Genomic DNA, 19602 nt, shown 5'->3' with positions numbered 1-19602 from the left:
GGAGACCGATAAGCGATCGAGAGTGAAATCTTCGCGACCGGCGGAAGACGCGCTAATCGCGCTTGACGTCAGCGCAGCGCGGCGGTGCGCACGACGAACGACGTCGTCTCGAGCTTGGCGGTGGCGCTGCCCGAGAAACTGTCGCAGGACAGGCCCTGCATGGGATCGTCGACAAAGCCCATCGCGACCACGGTCTGCGGCTTGACGAAATAAGCGCGCATCGCGGCCATGTCGAGCTCGCCCATCAGCGTCACCGACATGGCGCGGCTGGCGCTCGGCGACAGCATCACGATCTTGAGCCAGATGCTCTCGCCTTTGGGTGCGGAGAGCCGGGTCGCGGTGGCGATCATGCCGTCGGTGCTCTTGCCGACGACGGTGTTGATCTCGGTGGCCGGCGCGGCGTTGCGGGCCGCGGACACCGGACGCACGCCGCGCGGGATCGGCGCGGAGGCGGCGACGACGTTGGCGCGGTCGACCGGGGAGGCGGCCGGCGCGTAAGCCAGCGCCTGAAGGGTTGCGTTGGAGACGCTCGCGGTCGGTTGCGGGTCGGTGGCGGCGGCAAGCGCCTGGCGCGCCCTCAGCGCTGCGACCTGGGCCGGCGTCGCCTGCTGCGGCGTGGCGGGCGCATCCCAGAAGCCGCGGGCATTGATGATGTCGGCGGGGGTCTCGGGCTTTCCGTCGGAAGATTTGCCGGCAGCCGGCTTGTCAGCCACGGGCGCGGGCTTCGGCTTGGGCGGCGCAACGAGTTGGGCATCGGCCGAAGCGAGCTGGATCGCGGCGGCGATCTGCGGCTTGGCCCGCGGCGTCGGCACCGGATCGGCCGGTTTCGCGGCGGCTGCGACCACGGTCGGCGCTGCCGGCTTCTCGGATGCGGCGGGCGCGCTCTCGTCGTCCTCGTCGTTGCTGGCGGGGGCCGACTTGCCCTTGAACAGGGCGGCGAAGAAGCTCGGCTTGCCGATCGTGGCAGCGTTGTCGCCATTGCCACGCTTCTCGATGTCGGCCTTGGCGAGCTCGTAACCCTTCAGCGGCGTGCCGTCGGTCGGGACGTGGACCGTACGGCCGTCCGGGAACACGCTGGCGAGCTGGTCATGCGTCATGCGCGGCCAGTGCCGGATGCTGCCGGTGTCGAGATGCACGAAGGGCGAGCCGGATGTCGGGTAGAAGCCGACGCCGCCGCGCTGCAGGCGCAGGCCGGCGAAGCGGATCTGCTCCAGCGGCACGCCTGGAATGTAGAAGTCCATCGCATGGCCCAGCATGTGCTGGCTGAAGCGCGCCACGCCCGAGGAGCGGCGGCGGAGCATGGCGTTGGTGGCGGGGGAGCGATAGGAGGAGATGATCTGGATCGGCTGCTTGCCGTCGACGTCGCGATAAACTTCCCAGAGGATGTCGAAGAGGTGGCGGTCCATCACCGTCTCGTCCTGGGTGCGCCAGTCACGCAGGAAGTGGTTCAGAGTCTTCAGTGCGGCTTCGTCGTAGCGGCCATCGCGCTTGAAGGTGACGGTGAGATCTTCGCCGGAGTGGGTGTGGTGGAAGGAGAGCGTCTTGGTTTCGTTCAGCGCGGCGGCGTTATGAACCGAACCGGCAGCCGCAAGCAGCACCAGCGAGGCGAGGCCGATCCGAGATCCGACCTTCACTCCCGCATGGGACAACGACACCGCAGCAAATTGGCGTGCAAAACCAGCCAGCACGTATGAGCCCACCCAGTCGACGAGCGTTCAAAATCGACTCTCCCGCCAACCCCGTTAGCGCGCGAAAGAGGGTGAACGCTTTGTTAAAGCGAGAAGGTTAATTCGAGGTTGACCTTCCCGCCCCCAAACCAAGTCAGATTACGATCCTAAGCGGCTTAGTGTGGCGAAAAAACGCCCGCCACCCGAAGCCGGGTGGAGAATGGTTAACGTTAAACGACCCCATCCATGGGACGGGGTCGCTGATTTTATTGAAGTATTCCAGAAAATGAGGCGCTGGGCCAGGGCTCAGCGGGTGAACACCCGCTGTTGCTGGGGCCGGCGGCCGATCGGGGCCGGCGGCGGGGTCGGGGCCCCGAACAGCCGCTCGAAGAAGTTCGGGCCCGAGGAGCCGAAGCCGCCGCCATTGTTGGCGATCGCCACGCCGGACGGCAGCGTCGTCGCCGGGCGCGAATAGCTCGGCTGCGAGTGGGCCACGATGGTCTCGAGGTCCTTGCCGCGGCCGTTCTTCAGGATGTTGATCATCGTCGCGTCGCGGCCATAGACGTCCTTGCGGAATTGCAGCTTGCCGCCGTCGTCCACGAAGGCGGTCTGGTAGGTGATGTTGACCGGGATCGGGGTCGCGAATTTCAGGTCGACCTCACCCGAGCCGTACATGCTGCGTACGCGCTCCGGCGTGTACTTCTCGCCCGGCATGGCGATGTTGAGCAGCACCGAGGCGTACTGGTCCGGATATTGGACGCGCATGCAGCCGTGGCTGAAGGCGCGATCTTCCCGTGCGAACAGGTTCTTGTCCGGCGTGTCGTGCTGATAGACCAGGAACTTGTTCGGGAAGTTGAAGCGAATGCGGCCGAGCGCGTTGGCTTCGCCGGGCGGCTGCGAGATGTGCACCGAGCCGTCGCGGTTCTGCTCGAGCTTCAGGCCCATGCGCTGAAGCACCGTCGGGTCCTGCTGCAGCGCCGGCAGATATTCGCCATAGACGATCGACGGCGGCACGTTCCAGGTCGGGTTGACCGTGATGTACTTCATCGTCTCGGTCAGCAGCGGCGTCGCGTGCTGGCCCGGCTTGCCGGTGACGACGCGGGTGGTCCAGACCTGCTGGCCGCGCTGCATCACCTTCAGCGTGTAGTCGGGAATGTTGAGGATGACATAGGCGTCGCCGAGCGAGGGCACGCCGAGGTCGCGCGGCAGCCAGCGCCAGCGCTCCATGTTCACCAGCACGGTGTCGATTTGCTTGTCGCGCTTCGGGCTGTTCAGCGCCTTGACCGTCTTGTCGTCGAGGATGCCGGTGGCCTTGATCTCGGCGCCGTCCTGGAATTTGCGCACGGCTTCGGCAACCGCTGCGTCGTAATGATCGTCGCTGGCGTTCTCGGTGATGCCGAGCTTGGCGCGAAGTTGCGGCACGCGCGGATCCTGCACCACGACTTCCGCCTGCTTCTTGCCCTTGGCGGGCGTGTACTTCAGCGCCGGGCCGTCGGTGATCTCGATCACCGGGCCGTCGCCCTGGCCACGCAGCTGCGCGAGCTTCGCCTTCAGCTCCTTGTAAAGCTTTTGCGGCGGGTTGTAGCTGTCGAGCGCGGCGGAGGCGTCGGCGGCGGTCGTGACCTTGGTGAGCACTTCGCTCGGATCAGTCGGATGCTCGGGATAGAGGATGTCGGCACTGACCTGGGACCAATGCATGCGGCCGCTCTGCGCCTGGCGCGCATAGTCGAACATGCTGGCGGTGAGCTTCAGCTCGGCATCGGCGAGCGCATCGGGCGTCGTGGCGGCGGTGAAATCCGGCACCGGATAGTCGGCGGGATTGAGACCGTCGGACGCCGCATCCTTCAGCCGCGCGATCACGCCCTTCGCCGCGGCAGTCAGGCCGCCGGCTTGCGTCCAGACCGGCGCGAAGTCACGGGCGCCGTAGAATTTCTCGATCGCCGCACGCTCGTTCTTGCGGTCGAAATGGCGCGAGGTCTTGGCGCCGATGATGTCCTTGAGCTTGTCGGCGACCGGCTGGTCGGCGGCGGGAACGTTGCTCGCGGCCTTCACCGGCTCGGCGGCCGGGGTCGCTGCCGCCGCCGCAGGTGCAGCGGGGGTGGCCGCCGGTGCTGCTGCGGTGTCAGCCTTGGCGCGTTCAGCCTTGGCCGGTTCAGACTTGGCAGGTTCAGCCTTGGCGGGTTCAGATTTTGCCGCTTCGGATTTGGCGGGCTCGGCCGTCGCGGGTTCGGTCTTTGCCGTCTCGCTCTTCGGCGCGTCGGGTGTCGGCGTGGTGGCGACATCGGACGGCTTGGTCTCGACCTTGTCGGGCGCCGGGACGGCTTCGGCCTTCACGGGCTCCTTCGCAGTTTCCTTCGCAGTTTCCTTCGAAGTTTCCTTCGAAGTTTCCTTGGCGGCTTCCTTCGGCGCGTCCTGGAGGGTGGCGGTGGTGTCGAGCTTGATGTCGGATGCGGTCGGGGGTGGGACGTTTGCAGGCTCGGGGCGCGGGATCGCGGCTTCGATCGCGAGCTCCGCGGCGCTGCTGCGCGCCTGATCCTGTGCCAGCGCCGAGCCGGCCGATACCGTGAAGAAGGTCGCCGCGACCGTCATCAAGACACGGTCGAAGCCCGCACGGTGGTTCAAACAGTCACGCATTGTGTCGCACCCCTCGGGTGAACTGTCCCTCGTGGAACAGCTTTCGTTATCGCCTAATTGATTGAGTTTCGGCTAAACCGCGCCGGCCTCTCGAAAGTTGCACGCCTGCACGCAACGATTCATACGCAGACGATATACAGGCCCCGATTTTGCGGCCAGCGCTACCCGGGACAACTCACGACAAACTGACTTCAAGAGAGACTGTTTGCAACGGATTGTGCGCCTTCATCGCGCGCTTTTCCCGGTGTCTGTCACTTCCAAGTCACGGTTTGGCTTGCTGCCGAATTTTGCCGTAATTCAACGGGTTGCGGGTGCAATGTCCGATCGCGCGAACCTCCGTTCGCATGAGGTTCAGTGCGTCTCCTCGCCGCTTTTCCCGCCATGTCCGGGAACCCCGGCTTCGTCGAGTTTGCGGTAGAGCGTGGACCTGCCGATTTTGAGACGACGCGCCACCTCGGACATCTGCCCGCGGTAGTGCGAGATCGCAAAGCGGATGATCTCGTTCTCCATGTCCTCTAATGGTCGGACATCGCCGGTGGGGGTCAACATTGAGAGAGACCCTGCCATCGGCAGCGGCGCGATCGGTATTTCACTACCCGACACGACGGAGGGCGCCGCGATCGGCTCGATCATCAGCGGCGCGGTCGGAATCTCCGTTGCGGAGTGCGGATGCGAAGAAAGCAGCGGGAAATCGTCGAGACCGAGCTGGTCGCTCTCGCTCATCACCACCGCGCGGTAAACAGCGTTTTCGAGCTGGCGGATGTTGCCCGGCCAGTCGAGCTGGGCGAGATGCGCCATGGCCTCGCCGCTGACGCTGGAGATGGCGCGGTTCTCCTCGGCGGCAAAGCGCGCCAGGAAATGCCGCAGCAGATGCGGGATGTCCTCGCGCCGGGCCCTGAGTGAAGGGATCGTCAGCGGCAGCACGTGCAGGCGGTAGAACAAATCTTCCCGGAAGTGTCCCTGCTTCACCCGGTCCAGCAGCTTGCGATTGGTCGCGGAGATGATGCGGACGTCGACCTTCACGGGCTTGCGGCCGCCGACTGCCTCGACGGCGCCTTCCTGCAGTGCGCGCAGCAATTTGACCTGCGCGGTCAGCGGCAGCTCGCTGACCTCGTCCAGAAACAGCGTGCCGCCATGGGCCTCGATGAACTTGCCGGTATGCCGTTCGGTCGCGCCGGTGAAGGCACCCTTCTCGTGGCCGAACAGAATGGACTCGACGAGATTTTCGGGGATCGCGCCGCAATTGACGGCGACGAAGGGCTTTGCCTTGCGCTCGCCGCTGCCGTGGATGGCGCGTGCGAACATCTCCTTGCCGACGCCGGACTCGCCTTCGATCAGCACCGGGATCGATGAGTTCGCCGCCTTCTGCGCGGCGCGCATCACGCCTGCCATCGCCTCGGCGCGCGTGATGATGTCGGAGAAGGTCAGCCGTCCCTCGCGGCTGTGACGGATGCGCTGCAATTCGCCCTTGAGCGCGGAAGCGTTGAGCGCGTTGCGAAGCGAGACCTGGAGCCGCTCCACGCCGACCGGCTTGACCACGAAATCGGCCGCACCCGCGCGCATCGCCGAGATCACGTTGTCGATGCCGCCATGCGCGGTCTGCACGATGACGGGGACGCTGAGGCCCGCTTCGCGGATTTTCGCCAGCACGCCCATGCCGTCGAGGCCGGGCATGACGAGATCGAGGATCACGGCGTCGATAATAGGTGCATCGGGGGTGGTGAGGGCTGCGATCGCGGCGTCGCCGGACTCGACGACGACCGTCTCATAGCCGCATTTCTGCACCATGTTCTCGACCAGACGGCGGGCTACGGCGTCGTCGTCGGCGATCAAAATACTGGCAGCCATGGTGCTCCCCGCACGCTACTACTATCTGTCTCGAATCGGGTCACTCTGGCCGAAGCCGATTAACGCACTCTTAAACCTTGATGCCCCCGCCCGCCGCAGCGATTGTTGAACACAGGTTTCCCACACAATGACTTCGCGCTCCAAGAACGCTCTTCGCAAGCCAGCCACCAAGAAATCCGCCTTCAAGAAATCCGCTGCCAAGAAATCTGCCGCCAAGGCAAAACCCTCCGCCAAGTCTGCGAAGACAGGCAAGCTTCCGGAATGGAACCTTGCCGATCTCTATTCCGGGATCGATGCGCCGGAAGTGGCGCGCGATCTCGAAACGATGGATGCCGATTGCGTCGCGTTCGAGACCGACTACAAGGGCAAGCTCGCAACAGGCACAGCAAACGAAGATGGCGGAAAATGGCTCGCGGACGCCGTGCGCCGCTATGAGGCGATCGACGATCTCGCGGGCCGTCTTGGCTCCTATGCCGGCCTCGTCCACGCCGGCGACAGCGTGGACCCTGCGATTTCAAAGTTTTACGGCGATGTGTCCGAGCGGCTGACAGCCGCCTCGACGCATCTTCTGTTCTTCGCGCTCGAGCTCAACCGCATCGATGACGATATTTTGACCGGCGCAATGCAAGCCGCCGAGCTCGCGCACTACCGTCCGTGGATCGAGGACCTGCGCAAGGAGAAGCCGTATCAACTCGACGACAAGCTCGAGCAGCTCTTCCTGGAGAAGGCGCAAACCGGTTATTCCGCGTTCAACCGATTGTTCGACCAGACGATCTCCGGCCTGCGCTTCAAGGTCGGCGCCAAAGAGCTGGCGATCGAGCCGACGCTGAACTTCCTGCAGGACCGCGACGGCGCCAAGCGCAAGACTGCGGCGGAAGCTCTGGCGAAAACCTTCAAGGCCAATGAGCGCACCTTCGCGCTGATCACCAACACTCTCGCCAAGGACAAGGACATCTCGGACCGCTGGCGCGGCTTCAAGGATGTCGCGGACTCCCGCCATCTGAACAATCGCGTCGAGCGCGAGGTGGTGGATGCGCTGGTCGCCTCGGTCCGCGCGGCCTATCCAAAACTGTCGCATCGCTACTACGCGCTGAAGGCGAAGTGGTTCGGCAAGAAGCGGCTGGCTTATTGGGACCGCAACGCACCGCTGCCGTTCGCCGCGACCGATACCATCGGCTGGCCCGATGCGCGGAACATGGTGCTGTCGGCCTATCGCGGCTTCTCGCCAAAAATGGCCGATATCGCCGAGCGCTTCTTCGCCGACCGCTGGATCGACGCGCCGGTGCGCCCGGGCAAGGCGCCGGGCGCCTTCTCGCATCCGACTACGCCGTCGGCGCACCCTTACGTTCTGATGAACTACCAGGGCAAGCCGCGCGACGTGATGACGCTCGCGCATGAGCTTGGCCACGGCGTGCATCAGGTGCTGGCGGCAAAGAACGGCGCGCTGATGGCGCCGACACCGCTGACGCTGGCCGAAACCGCCAGCGTATTCGGCGAGATGCTCACGTTCAGGCGGTTGTTGGCGCAGACCAAGAGCGCAAAGCAGCGCCAGGCACTACTCGCCGGCAAGGTCGAGGACATGATCAATACCGTGGTGCGGCAAATCGCGTTCTATTCGTTCGAGCGCGCGGTCCACACCGAGCGCAAGAATGGCGAGCTCACCGCGACGCGGCTCGGCGAGCTCTGGCTGTCGGTGCAGGGCGAGAGCCTGGGGCCGGCGATCGAGATCAAGGCGGGCTACGAGAACTACTGGATGTACATCCCGCACTTCATCCACTCGCCGTTCTATGTCTACGCCTATGCCTTCGGCGATTGCCTCGTGAATTCGCTTTATGCCGTCTACGAGAATGCGGCCGAGGGCTTTGCCGAGCGCTATCTCGACATGCTCGCAGCCGGCGGCACCAAGCACTATTCCGAGCTGCTGCGGCCGTTCGGTCTCGATGCCAAGGACCCGAAGTTCTGGGACGGCGGACTCTCGGTCATCGCCGGGATGATCGACGAGCTGGAGGCGATGGGCTGAGCGGGGGCCGTCTCAATGATGAGACCGTAAAACATTTGTTGAACCTCGATCTACCTTCTGTTATACGTTTGTATAACGAAGTGCAGTCATGAAGAGGTGCAGTCATGAATGAGAACGCAACCCCCAAAGACCTAAAAGGCGAATCCACTATTCTTCAGGTGCGCAAGATCGGCAATTCTATCGGCCTCATTTTGCCGAAGGAGTTGGCCGCCCGTCTAAATCTCAAAGAAGGCGATAAGCTATTTCCGGTTGAGCAATCGGACGGGGCGTTGATGCTGACCCCTTACGATCCTGATTTTGAAAGAGCCATGGAAGTCGCGAGGCGAGGCATGAAGCGTTATCACAACGCTCTCGCCGAGCTTGCCAAATGAACGAGCCGTTTTGGCTGACGCGTCAAATGATCGTCGCCATTCACGACGAGCAACTTGCGATCCACGGTGGCGCAAGCGGCTTGCGCGACGAGGGCATGCTCGAATCCGCGCTGGATCGTCCAAAAAACAAATGGTCGTACGAGAATGCCGATCTCGCTGAATTGGCGGCAGCCTATGCTTTCGGCATTGCGCGCAATCATCCGTTCGTCGATGGCAACAAACGCACTTCGCTCCTTGCCCTCTACACCTTTCTTGGCGTGAACGGCATCGACTTCATCGTACCAGAGGCTGAAGCTGCTGCGATTGTCCTCTCCCTCGCTGCCGGTGAAGTCAGCGAGCAGGGCCTCATCCGCTGGATCCGCGATAATCTGGATTCCAAATGAGCCTATTTGCTGGAAAACCGCGCTTCCGTGCCGTTGCCCTGCCCGAAGGTTTAAGGTATCCCAGCCGAAGAATTCGACTTCCGACTGGGGACATTCCATGGCTGACCATAGCGAAGTGGCGTACACCACGGCCGACGGCAACGACTACGTTGCCCACGAGCAGACCTATGAGGGCTTCATCAAGCTGGTGAAGTACGGCACAGCATCGGTCGCGCTCATCGTCATTCTGATGGCGATCTTCCTCACCTAAATCATCTTTGGCGGCTGCCTACATCTGTGGCGGTAGCTGCCCACAAAATTTGCAAACAAGCCGGTTCCAAAGCCGGTATGCAACGTTGCGGGAGTAACGCTAAGTTTGTGCGCGCGCTTTTTCCCGCGTCGCCGGAGGGCCTATGAAGATCGCCGTTGCCAAGGAAATCGATCCGTCGGAGCCGCGTGTTGCCGCTTCGCCTGATACGGTGAAGAAGTTCAAGGCGCTGGGCGCCGAGATCGCCGTCGAGCCGGGCGCCGGCCTCAAATCGGGCCTGCCGGATTCCGAGTTCACCGCCGTGGGCGCCACGGTCAGCGCCGATGCGCTTGTTGACGCCGACATCATCATCAAGGTGAAGCGCCCCGAGGCATCCGAGCTTTCGCAATACAAGCGCGGTGCGCTCGTCATCGCTATCATGGATCCCTATGGCAACGAGGCCGCGCTGAAGACGATCGCCGATGCTGGCGTCTCCGCCTTCGCGATGGAATTGATGCCGCGCATCACCCGCGCGCAGGTGATGGACGTGCTGTCGTCGCAGGCCAACCTCGCCGGCTACCGCGCCGTGATCGAAGGCGCCGAGGCCTTCGGCCGCGCCTTCCCGATGATGATGACCGCCGCCGGCACCGTGCCCGCCGCAAAAGTGTTCGTGATGGGCGTCGGCGTCGCCGGCCTCCAGGCGATCGCGACCGCGCGCCGTCTCGGCGCCATCGTCACCGCGACCGACGTGCGGCCCGCGACCAAGGAGCAGGTCGAATCGCTCGGTGCGAAATTCCTCGCCGTCGAGGACGAGGAATTCAAGAACGCGCAGACCGCCGGTGGCTACGCCAAGGAGATGTCCAGGGAGTACCAGGCCAAGCAGGCCGCGCTTACCGCCGAGCACATCAAGAAGCAGGACATCGTCATTACCACGGCTCTGATCCCGGGCCGTCCCGCGCCGAAGCTCGTCTCGGGCGAGATGGTCAAGTCGATGAAGCCGGGTTCGGTGCTGGTCGATCTCGCCGTCGAGCGCGGCGGCAATGTCGAGGGCGCCAGGCCGGGCGAGGTCGTCGATCTCGATGGCATCAAGATCGTCGGCTACACCAACGTCGCCGGCCGTGTCGCGGCCTCGGCCTCGAGCCTCTATGCACGCAATCTGTTCTCCTTCATCGAGACCATGGTCGACAAGAAAGAGAAAAAGCTCGCCGTCAACTGGGACGACGAGCTCGTCAAGGCCACCGCGCTGACCAAGGACGGCGCCGTGATCCACCCGAACTTCCAGCCCAAGTCGGCTTGATTGGGCCTAAGGAGAGCCGCCATGGAGCATGCTGCACAACTCGTCGACCCCTTTATCTTCCGGCTGTCGATCTTCGTCCTCGCCGTCTTCGTCGGCTATTTCGTGGTGTGGTCGGTGACGCCTGCGCTGCACACGCCGCTCATGAGCGTGACCAACGCGATCTCCTCGGTGATCGTGGTCGGCGCGCTGCTTGCGGTCGGCGTCGCAAATGTCTCGAGCGGTTCGGGCTGGGCGCGCGGCTTCGGCTTCGTCGCGCTCATCTTTGCCTGCGTGAACATCTTTGGCGGCTTCCTTGTCACCCAGCGCATGCTGGCGATGTACAAGAAGAAGTCGAAGTAAGCGGCCACCTCGGGCTGATGGGATCAATGGGGACCTGAGATGAGCGCTAATCTCTCTGCATTCTTGTATCTCGTGGCGGGGGTGCTGTTCATCCTGTCGCTGCGCGGACTTTCGAGCCCGGCGTCGTCGCGCCAGGGCAATCTGTTCGGCATGATCGGCATGGCGATCGCGGTCGGCACCACGCTGGCGAGCCATCCGCCGGCTGACGGCGTGGCCTGGTTGCTCGTGATCGTTGCGATCGCGATCGGCGGCGGCATCGGCGCGGTGATCGCACGCCGCGTGCCGATGACGTCGATGCCGGAACTGGTCGCCGCCTTCCACTCGCTGGTCGGCATGGCCGCGGTGCTGGTCGCCGCCGGCGCGTTCTATGCGCCCGAGGCCTTCGACATCGGCACTCCCGGCAACATCCACGCGCAGAGCCTGGTCGAAATGTCGCTCGGCGTCGCCATCGGCGCGCTGACCTTCACCGGCTCGGTGATCGCGTTCCTGAAGCTGTCGGCCCGCATGAGCGGCGCCCCGATCATCCTGCCGTTCCGCCACATCATCAATATCGCGCTCGCCGTGGCGCTCGTCGTCTTCATCGTCGGGCTGGTGATGACGGGCAGCGCGCTCGACTTCTGGCTGATCGTCATCATCGCGCTGGCGCTCGGCGTGCTCATGATCATCCCGATCGGCGGCGCCGACATGCCGGTCGTGATCTCGATGCTGAATTCCTACTCCGGCTGGGCCGCGGCCGGCATCGGCTTCACGCTGGGCAACTCCGCGCTGATCATCACCGGCGCGCTGGTCGGCTCCTCCGGTGCGATCCTGTCCTACATCATGTGCCACGCGATGAACCGGTCCTTCATCTCGGTCATCCTCGGCGGCTTCGGCGGTGAGACCGCGGCGGCCGGCGGCGGAGCAGGCGGCGAACAGAAGCCGGCCAAGCTCGGCTCGGCGGACGACGCGGCCTTCATCATGAAGAACGCCTCCAAGGTCATCATCGTGCCCGGCTACGGCATGGCGGTGGCGCAGGCCCAGCATGCGCTGCGTGAAATGGGCGACATCCTGAAGAAGGAAGGCGTCGAGGTGAAGTACGCCATTCATCCGGTCGCGGGCCGCATGCCCGGCCATATGAACGTGCTGCTGGCCGAGGCCAACGTGCCCTATGATGAGGTGTTCGAGCTCGAGGACATCAACTCCGAATTCGCGCAGGCCGACATCGCGTTCGTGATCGGCGCCAACGACGTCACCAACCCGGCAGCCGAAGAGGACAAGACCTCGCCGATCTACGGCATGCCCGTGCTCCAGGTCTGGAAGGCCGGCACGGTGATGTTCATCAAGCGGTCACTGGCGTCGGGTTATGCCGGTATCGACAATCCGCTGTTCTACCGCGACAACACCATGATGCTGCTCGGCGACGCCAAGAAGGTCACCGAGAACATCGTCAAGGCGATGTAGCATTGCGCGGGAACGGCGCGTCAATCGGCGCGCCGTCGTTGCGGCGGTTGACGGCTGACGCGAGATTCCGGCCGGCATGACCGTCATCAGGTGGATCGCCGTCATACTTGCGGCCGGATATCTCGCCGGCCTCGTGCTGCTCTTTCTCAGGCAGCGCGACATGCTGTTTCCGATCCCGACCGTCGAGCGCACGGCGCCCGCTGCCGCCGGCTTTCCGGAAGCCGACGAGCACGTCCTGACGGCGTCCGACGACGAGAAGGTCATCGTCTGGCACGTGCCGGCGCGGCCCGGCCGCCCGGTGATCCTTTATTTCCATGGCAATGGCGATTCTCTCGCCGGCCTGGTCGGGCGCTTCAAGGCCATGACGGCTGACGGCACCGGTCTCGTCGCGCTGTCTTATCGTGGCTATGCCGGTTCGAGCGGTGCGCCGAGCGAGGATGGCCTGCTGCGCGACGCCGCCGCGGCCTATGCATTCGCCGCGGCCCGCTACGAGCCGCAACGCATCGTCGCATGGGGCTTCTCGCTCGGGACAGGTGTTGCGGTCGTAGTCGCATCGGAGCAGGAGGTCGGGAAGCTCGTTCTCGAAGCTCCCTACACATCGATCGCCGATGTCGTGGCTCCGCTTTACTGGTTTGCCCCGGTCCGCCTCCTGATGCGCGATCCATTTCATTCCGACCGGCGCATCGCGCGGGTCACGGTGCCGTTGCTGATCATGCATGGCACGGAGGACCGGACCGTGCCGTTCGTGCTCGGCGAGCGGCTGTTCGCGCTGGCTCACGAGCCGAAGCGGTTCGTTCGTATTCCCGGCGGTGGCCACGACGACCTCGCCAGCTTCGGTGCGATCGAGATCGCGCGACAATTCATCAACGGGGCCTGAGGGCTGACGGGCGCGATGTTCTCGCGCATAATCGACGCTCGCTTCCTTGGAGGAATTGTCGGCATGAGTGCACACGGACCGATACCGCGGTCGTCCTGGATCTTCCCCGCTCTGGCGGTGCTGCTGTTCCTGATCGTCACCGTGACCGGCTACGGCTTCACCCTGTCGGCCGGTGGCGGCCTGTTCGCGGTCGTCCTGCTGGTGATCCTGTTCGGCACGGTGTTCGCGGCCGTGCATCATTCCGAGGTGATCGCGGAGCGGATCGGCGAGCCCTACGGCACGCTGCTGCTGACGCTCGCGGTCACGATCATCGAGGTCGCGCTGATCACCACGATCATGCTCGGCGACAAGCCCGCGCCGGAGCTCGCGCGCGACACCGTCTTCGCGGTGGTGATGATCGTCTGCAACGGCCTCGTCGGCCTCTGTGTCTTCATCGGAGGCCTGCGCTACCGCGAGCAGGGTTTTCAGGTCTCCGGAGCCAACGTCTATCTCAGCGTGCTGATTGCGCTCGCGACGCTGACGCTGATCATGCCCAACTATACGATGACGACGCCGGGCCCGATCTACTCGACGCTCCAGCTCGGCTTCGTCGATCTCGTGACGATCGTGCTCTATGGTGTGTTCCTTTACACCCAGACCGTCCTGCACAAGGATTACTTCGTCCATGAGAGGGCGGATGGCGAGGGCGGAGAGACTCATTTGTCGGGCAAGATGCTGGGGCTCAGCATCGCGCTGCTGCTGGTCTCGCTGCTGGCCGTCGTTCTCCTCGCCAAGAAGTTCTCGCTGGTGGTCGATGCCGTCGCGGCCCAGATCGGCGCCCCGCCGGCGTTCGCCGGCCTTGTGGTCGCACTCCTGATCCTGATGCCGGAGGGCGTTTCGGCGATTGCGGCCGCGCGCAAAAATGACCTCCAGAAGAGCATCAATCTGGCGCTCGGCTCGTCGCTGGCGACTATCGGCCTGACGATTCCCGCGGTCGGGCTGGCCGCCTATGGGCTCGACCAGCCGCTGGTGCTGGGCCTCAATCCCCAGAATACGGCGTTGATGTTCCTGACATTCCTGCTGAGCATGCTGACCTTCGGCACCGGCAGGACCAATATCCTGTTCGGACTGGTCCATATGGTGGTATTCGCGGTCTTCGTGTTCATGGTTTTCGTGCCCTAAAGCGCGATCGCGCTTTAGGTTATTGTTCGGGCGTGATCTTTCCGGAAAACCGCTGCACACCTTTCCGGATCGCCGTAGAGGGAACTGCCAATGCTTGCCGCCAAGTCCGAGGTCCAGGTCGACAACGAGGAGGTCCGGGTGACCGAATGGCGGCTTGCCCCGGGCAGCGCAACTGGGCATCACACCCACGGAATGGACTATGTGATCGTTCCCGTCGTCGCCGGCGAAATGACCATCGTTGCGCCCAGCGGGGAGCGTTCCAAGGCGCAGCTTGCGGCCGGCAAATCCTACTTCCGAAAAGCCGGCGTCCAACATGACGTACTTAACGAAACCTCAACCGAGATCGTGTTCCTTGAGATTGAGCTGAAGCCGTAAGGCACGCGTAACCTTTGCCATCGATCCGTCGCAGTTGATCCCTTACAATGCCCCAAAGTTCCCGCATCAGATCGCGCGGGGAGTGGCCGAGAAATGCTGAAATACCTCGCTAAAATTTCGATGGATATTTTCCCCTCGGTGCTCGCGACGATCATCGGGGCCTACATCGTTAATCACTACATCAACGCCAGGCCGGCGGCGGATACGCCAGCCGCGGTGGTGGCGCCCGCCAATGCCGGCAAGAACGCCAAACCCGCCGATGTCGCCAACCTCCCGGCCCCCGGCGTCAAGGCCAAGGGCGTCTCCGAGAAGAGCATTTCCGAGAAGAGCGCATCGGACAAACCGGCAGCCGAGAAGCCTGCCGAGACCAAGGCTGCCGACGAGGTTGCTTCGCGCGGCCGTACTCCGGCGCATGAGAAGGCGGTCGCCAAGTCCTCGTCGGTCGCGTCGACCCCGGCAGCGCCCAGCGCCGCCCCGGTGGTTGAGGCCAATTCAGCGCCGGCTGCGGCTTCCCCGGCAGCGACCCCCGACGCCAACGATCTGGCGCGAGCCGCCATCGAGCGCCTGCGCAAATCGCCTGAGGGCAAGGCCGCTGAGAAGGCCGCCGAGGCCAAATCTGCTGAAACCAAGCCTTCTGAAACCAAGCCTTCCGAAATCAAGCCTGCCGAGGCCAAGTCTTCTGAAATCAAGGCGGCCGAGAGGACCCCGGAGCCTGCGGTGCAGGAAGCATCCCGTGTCCCCGAGGCCCCCCGAAACGTGACTGCGGTGCCGTCGATGGTGCGCCCGTTGCCGCCGCCGATCAATGTGTCGACGCCGTCACCCGACGCTTATGGAAGTGGCGGCTCGTCACAGGCCAATCCCCCCTATACGGCCTCGGTCGGCAACGACAACCCGAATCGGCTGACGCCGCCGGCCGATATTCCGGTGCCGGTGATCGCGCCGCCGCTCGACCTGCGCGCCGATGCCGGCGCGGCAGCGCCGCGGCCCAAGACCAACGTCGCCGACGAAATGCTGTCGGGCATGAAGTCGATGTTCCACGCGGTTCTGCCGAAGAGCGCCACCCCCGACTAAGACGGCGCCAGCGCTGTTCCGGGACCGTCAGCCGCCGACGCGGGCCAAGCCGCTGCGGGCGGCGTCATCGCGTGGGCGCAGGCTGACTGCCTTGTTGTAGGACGCCGCGGCCTTGGCCTTGTCGCCCAGCCGCTCATAAGCCTGTCCCCGTGTCGTCCAGACCTGGGCGTTGTGCGGATCGGCCTCTGCGGCCTCATCGAGATCGGCCGCCGCCTCCTTGACCTTGCCGATGGCGAGATAGCTGACGGCGCGGCCGAGCAGCGGCTCCGCCTTCTGCGGATTGAGCCCGCTTGCGGCACCGAAATCGGCGATCGCGAAGTCGTGCTCGTTATTGCCTTGGTAGAGCAGGGCGCGGCCGTAGAGCGCCTGCGCATTGTAGGGATCGAGCGCGACGGCGCGATTGAACTCGTCGAGCGCGACCTGCGTCTCGCCAGACTTCGCCAGGGCCTGGGCTTTTGCCGTGTGAGCCTGGGCCTCGGTGACATTGCCGGCACTGACTGCGCTATCCGGGGCGGGAGCCGCCTTGGGCGCTTCCTGCGGCTTCTCCTTCTCCGGCATCAGCGAGCCGAGATCGAAGGAGCAGCCGCACAATGCGATCCCCACCAGGGTCAGCGCAAGCGGCTGGTGCCAGATCCGGCGCAATCGCGCCAAGCCGGGCTCGGGGAAAGGGAAGGCCATCTACGGTTCGCTCGCGCTGGTGCCGCATCTGTAGTGCCCCGTCCCAGAAAGGCACTGCTCACAAAATAATAACGCGGGCCTCGAGCCCGCGTCATTGAAAACTCAGTCCTGTAACTTCGGCAAGGTCAGCGCGGTCCGCGTGGACCTGCACCAGCGCCTGGGCCGCCGCGGCCGCCACGATCACCACCGGGACCTGCGCCGAACACCGGCTTCGGCTTCATCGGCAGCAGGCCTTCGCGCTGCAGCTTCTTGCGGGCCAGCTTGCGCGCGCGGCGCACGGCTTCGGCCTTTTCGCGGGCCTTCTTCTCGGAGGGCTTCTCGTAGTGACCGCGGAGCTTCATCTCGCGGAAAATACCCTCGCGCTGCATCTTCTTCTTCAGCGCCTTGAGGGCTTGGTCGACATTGTTATCGCGAACGAGAACCTGCACGCGGCATCCTCTTCAGTGGATCGGATTTGAATTCTGGTAAGTCTAAGGGGATGGCGAAACGCCCGGCCCTTAACCTTGAGGGCGCGGATGTATCAGACAAAACCCGCCCTGTCCACCTGCCAACTGGGGTCTCGGGCCAAGTTCAGCCATTAAATGCGGCGAAAATGCTATCTCGCGGCCCCGATTTGGGAGATTTGGCGCCAAGACGGGGGTCGCGACGGACATAGTTCCGGAATCTTTGAAATCAGGGGAGACGCCACATGGACATGAAGAAATATGCTGCCGAGGCCATCGGCACGTTCTGGCTCACATTTGCAGGCTGCGGTAGCGCGGTGATCGCGGCCGGCTTTCCGCAGGTCGGCATCGGTCTGGTCGGCGTGTCCCTGGCCTTCGGCTTGAGCGTCGTCACCATGGCCTATGCGATCGGCCATATCTCGGGCTGCCATCTCAACCCAGCCGTCACGGTCGGCCTTGCCGCCGGTGGACGCTTTCCGGCAGGCCAGATCCTGCCTTACGTGATCGCGCAGGTTTGTGGAGCCATCGTCGCCGCCGAGCTGCTCTATGTGATCGCCAGCGGCGCGCCCGGATTCGACGTCACCAAGGGCTTTGCCTCCAACGGCTATGCCGCGCATTCACCCGGCCAGTACAGCATGGTCGTCTGCTTCGTCACCGAGGTGGTGATGACCATGATGTTCCTGTTCGTCATCATGGGCTCGACCCATGGCCGCGCGCCCGCCGGCTTTGCGCCGCTCGCGATCGGACTCGCGCTGGTGATGATCCATCTCGTCAGCATCCCCGTCACCAACACCTCGGTGAACCCGGCGCGCAGCACGGGCCCCGCGCTGTTCGTCGGCGGCTGGGCGCTGTCGCAGCTCTGGCTGTTCTGGGTCGCTCCACTGATCGGCGGCGCGCTGGGCGGGGTGATCTATCGCTGGCTGAGCGAGGAGCCCTCGGGCGTCGTCGCGGGCGTGAAGACGGCTTAGAGCGCTTTCGAGCGAAGTGGATAGCGGTTCGCGTCAAGAAAACGCGTCAAAACAAAAACTCCAAAAAGCGGGATCGCAGCTTTTGCTGCGGTCCCCTCACTTGGCTTTTCACTTGGCTTTCGAAGGCCTGACTTCGGTGACGTGGCCCATCTTGCGGCCAGGACGCGGCGTGCCCTTGCCGTAGATGTGGACGGTCGCGCCGGGCACGCTCAACCAGCTCTCGTAATCGTTGATCTCGTCGCCGATCAGATTGGTCATGGTGACGACGTCACCGTGACGCACGGGCTTGCCGAGCGGCCAGCCGGCAATGGCGCGGATGTGCTGCTCGAACTGGGAGACCGACGCGCCGTCGAGCGTCCAGTGTCCGGAATTATGCACGCGCGGAGCGATCTCGTTGACCAGCACCTTCGATCCGCCGCCGTTGGCGAGCACGAACATCTCCACCGCGAGCACGCCGACATAGTCGAGCGCAGTCGCGATCTTGCCGGCGATGCTGCGCGCCTCTTCGGCCAGCGCATCCGGGATCGACGCAGGCGCGCGGGAAATCTTCAGAATGTGGTCGCGATGCTCGTTCTCGGTGACGTCGAAGCATTCGACCTGGCCTGTGGCCGAGCGTGCGGCGATCACGGAGATCTCGCGTTCGTACGGGATGAAGGCTTCCAGGATCGCCGATTTGGTGGCGAGGCTGGTCCAGACCTTCGCGATGTCGTCGCCCTCGCGGATGATGGCCTGGCCCTTGCCGTCATAGCCGAAGCGGCGGGTCTTCAGCACGGCGGGGAGGCCGATCCTGGCGATCGCTTCGCGCAACGATGCGACCGAGGTGACGTCGGCGTAAGCGGCGGTGCCGATGTCGAGCCGGCTGACAAAATCCTTCTCGGCGAGCCGGTCCTGGGTGGTCTCGAGGATCTTGCGGTTGGGCAGCACCGGGCGGCGTGCGTCCAGCACCATGGCGGCGGCGGCCGGAACGTTCTCGAATTCGTAGGTGATGACGTCGACGTCGTGGGCGAACAGCTCGAGCGCCTCGACATCGGCATATTCGGCGCAGGTTGCGTTCAGCACCACGTCGAAGGCCGGCGAATCCGGATCGGGCGAGAACACCTGGCAACGCAGGCCGAGCCGCGCCGCGGCCATCGCCAGCATCCGTCCGAGTTGTCCGCCGCCGAGGATTCCGATGGTGTCGCCGGGCTTCAGCTTCACCTGCTTTGCGTCAGTCACGCCTTGTCCTCCGGGCGCTCGGCAACCGCCTCGGTCTGGGCCTTGCGCCAGGCGGCCAGGCGGTCGGACAGGGCCGGATCGGACAGCGCCAGCACGGACGCCGCGAGCAGAGCCGCGTTGATCGCGCCGGCCTTGCCGATCGCGAGTGTGCCGACCGGAATGCCGGCGGGCATCTGAACGATCGAATAGAGCGAATCGATGCCCTTCAGCGTCCTGGACTCGACGGGCACGCCGAACACCGGCAGCTCCGTCAGCGCCGCGGCCATGCCGGGCAGATGCGCAGCGCCGCCGGCGCCGGCGATGATGACCTTGAAACCGGCCGCCTTGGCGCCCTTGGCGAAGCTAACGAGCCTGTCGGGAGTGCGGTGTGCCGAAACGATGCGGGTGTCGGAGGTGACGCCAAGCGCTGTGAGCGTGTCGGCGGCGTGCCGCATCGTCTCCCAGTCCGACTGGCTTCCCATGATGATGGCGATCGGCGCGGTCATGACGTCAATTGTGCTCGGAAAACAGAAAGATAGGCCAGATTAGCGGTTCCGGCCGGCGGCTCGCAAGGCGGTGGCAAGGAGAAGGGAATGCACTATCCTGTCTT

The 19602-nt window shown here is 64.3% G+C and carries 19 protein-coding genes; 12 read left to right on the top strand and 7 right to left on the bottom strand.

Translation table 11 applies throughout. From position 1 onward, the window contains the following. Positions 1 to 68: 68 nt before the first annotated feature. The 3 genes from JJC00_RS31795 to JJC00_RS31785 all read right to left on the bottom strand — a co-directional run bounded on the left by JJC00_RS31795 (position 69) and on the right by JJC00_RS31785 (position 6149). On the bottom strand, positions 69 to 1700 hold the full coding sequence (locus JJC00_RS31795; RefSeq protein WP_200469733.1) for a DUF882 domain-containing protein: 1632 nt from the start codon (positions 1698 to 1700) through the stop codon (positions 69 to 71). Between the two features lie 273 nt (positions 1701 to 1973). After that, complete coding sequence (locus JJC00_RS31790) at positions 1974 to 4301, bottom strand: L,D-transpeptidase family protein (protein WP_200469732.1); 2328 nt, start codon at positions 4299 to 4301, stop codon at positions 1974 to 1976. A 351-nt stretch (positions 4302 to 4652) separates the two neighbouring features. Beyond that, positions 4653 to 6149: a sigma-54-dependent transcriptional regulator gene (locus JJC00_RS31785; protein WP_200469731.1), complete on the bottom strand. Its 1497-nt coding sequence runs from the start codon at positions 6147 to 6149 to the stop codon at positions 4653 to 4655. 127 nt (positions 6150 to 6276) lie between these two features. Between JJC00_RS31785 and JJC00_RS31780 the strand changes: the two genes are divergently transcribed. The 11 genes from JJC00_RS31780 to JJC00_RS31730 all read left to right on the top strand — a co-directional run bounded on the left by JJC00_RS31780 (position 6277) and on the right by JJC00_RS31730 (position 15709). After that, positions 6277 to 8169, top strand: a complete 1893-nt coding sequence (locus JJC00_RS31780) for a M3 family oligoendopeptidase (protein ID WP_200469730.1) — start codon at positions 6277 to 6279, stop codon at positions 8167 to 8169. A gap of 104 nt (positions 8170 to 8273) precedes the next feature. Then, positions 8274 to 8540 carry an AbrB/MazE/SpoVT family DNA-binding domain-containing protein gene (locus tag JJC00_RS31775; RefSeq protein WP_200469729.1) on the top strand — a complete coding sequence of 89 codons (267 nt, stop codon included), beginning with the start codon at positions 8274 to 8276 and terminating at the stop codon, positions 8538 to 8540. Next, positions 8537 to 8923, top strand: coding sequence for a type II toxin-antitoxin system death-on-curing family toxin (locus JJC00_RS31770; protein ID WP_200469728.1), 387 nt, complete (start codon positions 8537 to 8539; stop codon positions 8921 to 8923). Before JJC00_RS31775 ends, JJC00_RS31770 begins: the two co-directional genes overlap by 4 nt. Before the next feature lie 97 nt (positions 8924 to 9020). Then, positions 9021 to 9173: an aa3-type cytochrome c oxidase subunit IV gene (locus JJC00_RS31765; protein ID WP_008136857.1), complete on the top strand. Its 153-nt coding sequence runs from the start codon at positions 9021 to 9023 to the stop codon at positions 9171 to 9173. Positions 9174 to 9315: 142 nt separating this feature from the next. After that, a complete protein-coding gene (locus tag JJC00_RS31760; protein ID WP_200469727.1) occupies positions 9316 to 10446 on the top strand; it encodes a Re/Si-specific NAD(P)(+) transhydrogenase subunit alpha in 1131 nt (376 codons plus the stop codon). A 21-nt stretch (positions 10447 to 10467) separates the two neighbouring features. Then, positions 10468 to 10785 (top strand): proton-translocating transhydrogenase family protein, encoded by a 318-nt coding sequence (locus JJC00_RS31755; protein ID WP_027532463.1) that lies wholly within the window; start codon positions 10468 to 10470, stop codon positions 10783 to 10785. A 39-nt stretch (positions 10786 to 10824) separates the two neighbouring features. Then, on the top strand, positions 10825 to 12225 hold the full coding sequence (locus tag JJC00_RS31750; RefSeq protein ID WP_200469726.1) for an NAD(P)(+) transhydrogenase (Re/Si-specific) subunit beta: 1401 nt from the start codon (positions 10825 to 10827) through the stop codon (positions 12223 to 12225). 76 nt (positions 12226 to 12301) lie between these two features. Continuing rightward, complete coding sequence (locus tag JJC00_RS31745; protein ID WP_200469725.1) at positions 12302 to 13102, top strand: alpha/beta hydrolase; 801 nt, start codon at positions 12302 to 12304, stop codon at positions 13100 to 13102. Positions 13103 to 13165: 63 nt separating this feature from the next. Continuing rightward, the gene (locus tag JJC00_RS31740) at positions 13166 to 14263 is read left to right on the top strand and encodes a calcium:proton antiporter (RefSeq protein ID WP_200469724.1); all 1098 of its coding nucleotides are present in this window, start codon (positions 13166 to 13168) and stop codon (positions 14261 to 14263) included. Positions 14264 to 14353: 90 nt separating this feature from the next. Next, on the top strand, positions 14354 to 14638 hold the full coding sequence (locus JJC00_RS31735; RefSeq protein ID WP_200469723.1) for a cupin domain-containing protein: 285 nt from the start codon (positions 14354 to 14356) through the stop codon (positions 14636 to 14638). A 93-nt stretch (positions 14639 to 14731) separates the two neighbouring features. Continuing rightward, positions 14732 to 15709, top strand: coding sequence for a hypothetical protein (locus tag JJC00_RS31730; protein WP_200469722.1), 978 nt, complete (start codon positions 14732 to 14734; stop codon positions 15707 to 15709). 27 nt (positions 15710 to 15736) lie between these two features. Here the strand turns inward: JJC00_RS31730 and JJC00_RS31725 are convergent, their stop codons facing one another. Together JJC00_RS31725 and rpsU are read right to left on the bottom strand one after the other, a co-directional pair. Continuing rightward, on the bottom strand, positions 15737 to 16387 hold the full coding sequence (locus JJC00_RS31725; RefSeq protein WP_200469721.1) for a tetratricopeptide repeat protein: 651 nt from the start codon (positions 16385 to 16387) through the stop codon (positions 15737 to 15739). A gap of 125 nt (positions 16388 to 16512) precedes the next feature. Beyond that, positions 16513 to 16815: a 30S ribosomal protein S21 gene (gene rpsU, locus JJC00_RS31720; protein WP_092227201.1), complete on the bottom strand. Its 303-nt coding sequence runs from the start codon at positions 16813 to 16815 to the stop codon at positions 16513 to 16515. Between the two features lie 260 nt (positions 16816 to 17075). On the opposite strand from rpsU, the gene aqpZ reads away from it, so the two are divergent. Further along, complete coding sequence (gene aqpZ, locus JJC00_RS31715; RefSeq protein WP_200469720.1) at positions 17076 to 17798, top strand: aquaporin Z; 723 nt, start codon at positions 17076 to 17078, stop codon at positions 17796 to 17798. A 108-nt stretch (positions 17799 to 17906) separates the two neighbouring features. Here the strand turns inward: aqpZ and JJC00_RS31710 are convergent, their stop codons facing one another. Both JJC00_RS31710 and purE read right to left on the bottom strand, forming a co-directional pair. After that, the gene (locus JJC00_RS31710; RefSeq protein ID WP_200469719.1) at positions 17907 to 19013 is read right to left on the bottom strand and encodes a 5-(carboxyamino)imidazole ribonucleotide synthase; all 1107 of its coding nucleotides are present in this window, start codon (positions 19011 to 19013) and stop codon (positions 17907 to 17909) included. Next, positions 19010 to 19498, bottom strand: a complete 489-nt coding sequence (gene purE / locus JJC00_RS31705; protein WP_200469718.1) for a 5-(carboxyamino)imidazole ribonucleotide mutase — start codon at positions 19496 to 19498, stop codon at positions 19010 to 19012. The genes JJC00_RS31710 and purE overlap by 4 nt, the downstream gene beginning before the upstream one ends. Positions 19499 to 19602: the final 104 nt, after the last annotated feature.

It is taken from the genome of Bradyrhizobium diazoefficiens, from assembly GCF_016616885.1.
Classification (GTDB): Bacteria; Pseudomonadota; Alphaproteobacteria; order Rhizobiales; family Xanthobacteraceae; genus Bradyrhizobium; species Bradyrhizobium diazoefficiens_F.
The sequence above is the reverse complement of the archived record's forward strand: the minus strand, read 5'-3'. Positions and strand labels throughout refer to the sequence as shown.

Excerpts from the sequence above, each read along its gene's own strand:
- JJC00_RS31790 (WP_200469732.1), bottom strand. The coding sequence starts at position 4,301 with ATGCGTGACTGTTTGAACCACCGTGCGGGCTTCGACCGTGTCTTGATG.
- JJC00_RS31785 (WP_200469731.1), bottom strand. The coding sequence starts at position 6,149 with ATGGCTGCCAGTATTTTGATCGCCGACGACGACGCCGTAGCCCGCCGT.
- JJC00_RS31780 (WP_200469730.1), top strand. The coding sequence starts at position 6,277 with ATGACTTCGCGCTCCAAGAACGCTCTTCGCAAGCCAGCCACCAAGAAA.
- JJC00_RS31775 (WP_200469729.1), top strand. The coding sequence starts at position 8,274 with ATGAATGAGAACGCAACCCCCAAAGACCTAAAAGGCGAATCCACTATT.
- JJC00_RS31770 (WP_200469728.1), top strand. The coding sequence starts at position 8,537 with ATGAACGAGCCGTTTTGGCTGACGCGTCAAATGATCGTCGCCATTCAC.
- JJC00_RS31765 (WP_008136857.1), top strand. The coding sequence starts at position 9,021 with ATGGCTGACCATAGCGAAGTGGCGTACACCACGGCCGACGGCAACGAC.
- JJC00_RS31760 (WP_200469727.1), top strand. The coding sequence starts at position 9,316 with ATGAAGATCGCCGTTGCCAAGGAAATCGATCCGTCGGAGCCGCGTGTT.
- JJC00_RS31755 (WP_027532463.1), top strand. The coding sequence starts at position 10,468 with ATGGAGCATGCTGCACAACTCGTCGACCCCTTTATCTTCCGGCTGTCG.
- JJC00_RS31750 (WP_200469726.1), top strand. The coding sequence starts at position 10,825 with ATGAGCGCTAATCTCTCTGCATTCTTGTATCTCGTGGCGGGGGTGCTG.
- JJC00_RS31745 (WP_200469725.1), top strand. The coding sequence starts at position 12,302 with ATGACCGTCATCAGGTGGATCGCCGTCATACTTGCGGCCGGATATCTC.
- JJC00_RS31740 (WP_200469724.1), top strand. The coding sequence starts at position 13,166 with ATGAGTGCACACGGACCGATACCGCGGTCGTCCTGGATCTTCCCCGCT.
- JJC00_RS31735 (WP_200469723.1), top strand. The coding sequence starts at position 14,354 with ATGCTTGCCGCCAAGTCCGAGGTCCAGGTCGACAACGAGGAGGTCCGG.
- JJC00_RS31730 (WP_200469722.1), top strand. The coding sequence starts at position 14,732 with ATGCTGAAATACCTCGCTAAAATTTCGATGGATATTTTCCCCTCGGTG.
- JJC00_RS31725 (WP_200469721.1), bottom strand. The coding sequence starts at position 16,387 with ATGGCCTTCCCTTTCCCCGAGCCCGGCTTGGCGCGATTGCGCCGGATC.
- aqpZ (WP_200469720.1), top strand. The coding sequence starts at position 17,076 with ATGGACATGAAGAAATATGCTGCCGAGGCCATCGGCACGTTCTGGCTC.
- purE (WP_200469718.1), bottom strand. The coding sequence starts at position 19,498 with ATGACCGCGCCGATCGCCATCATCATGGGAAGCCAGTCGGACTGGGAG.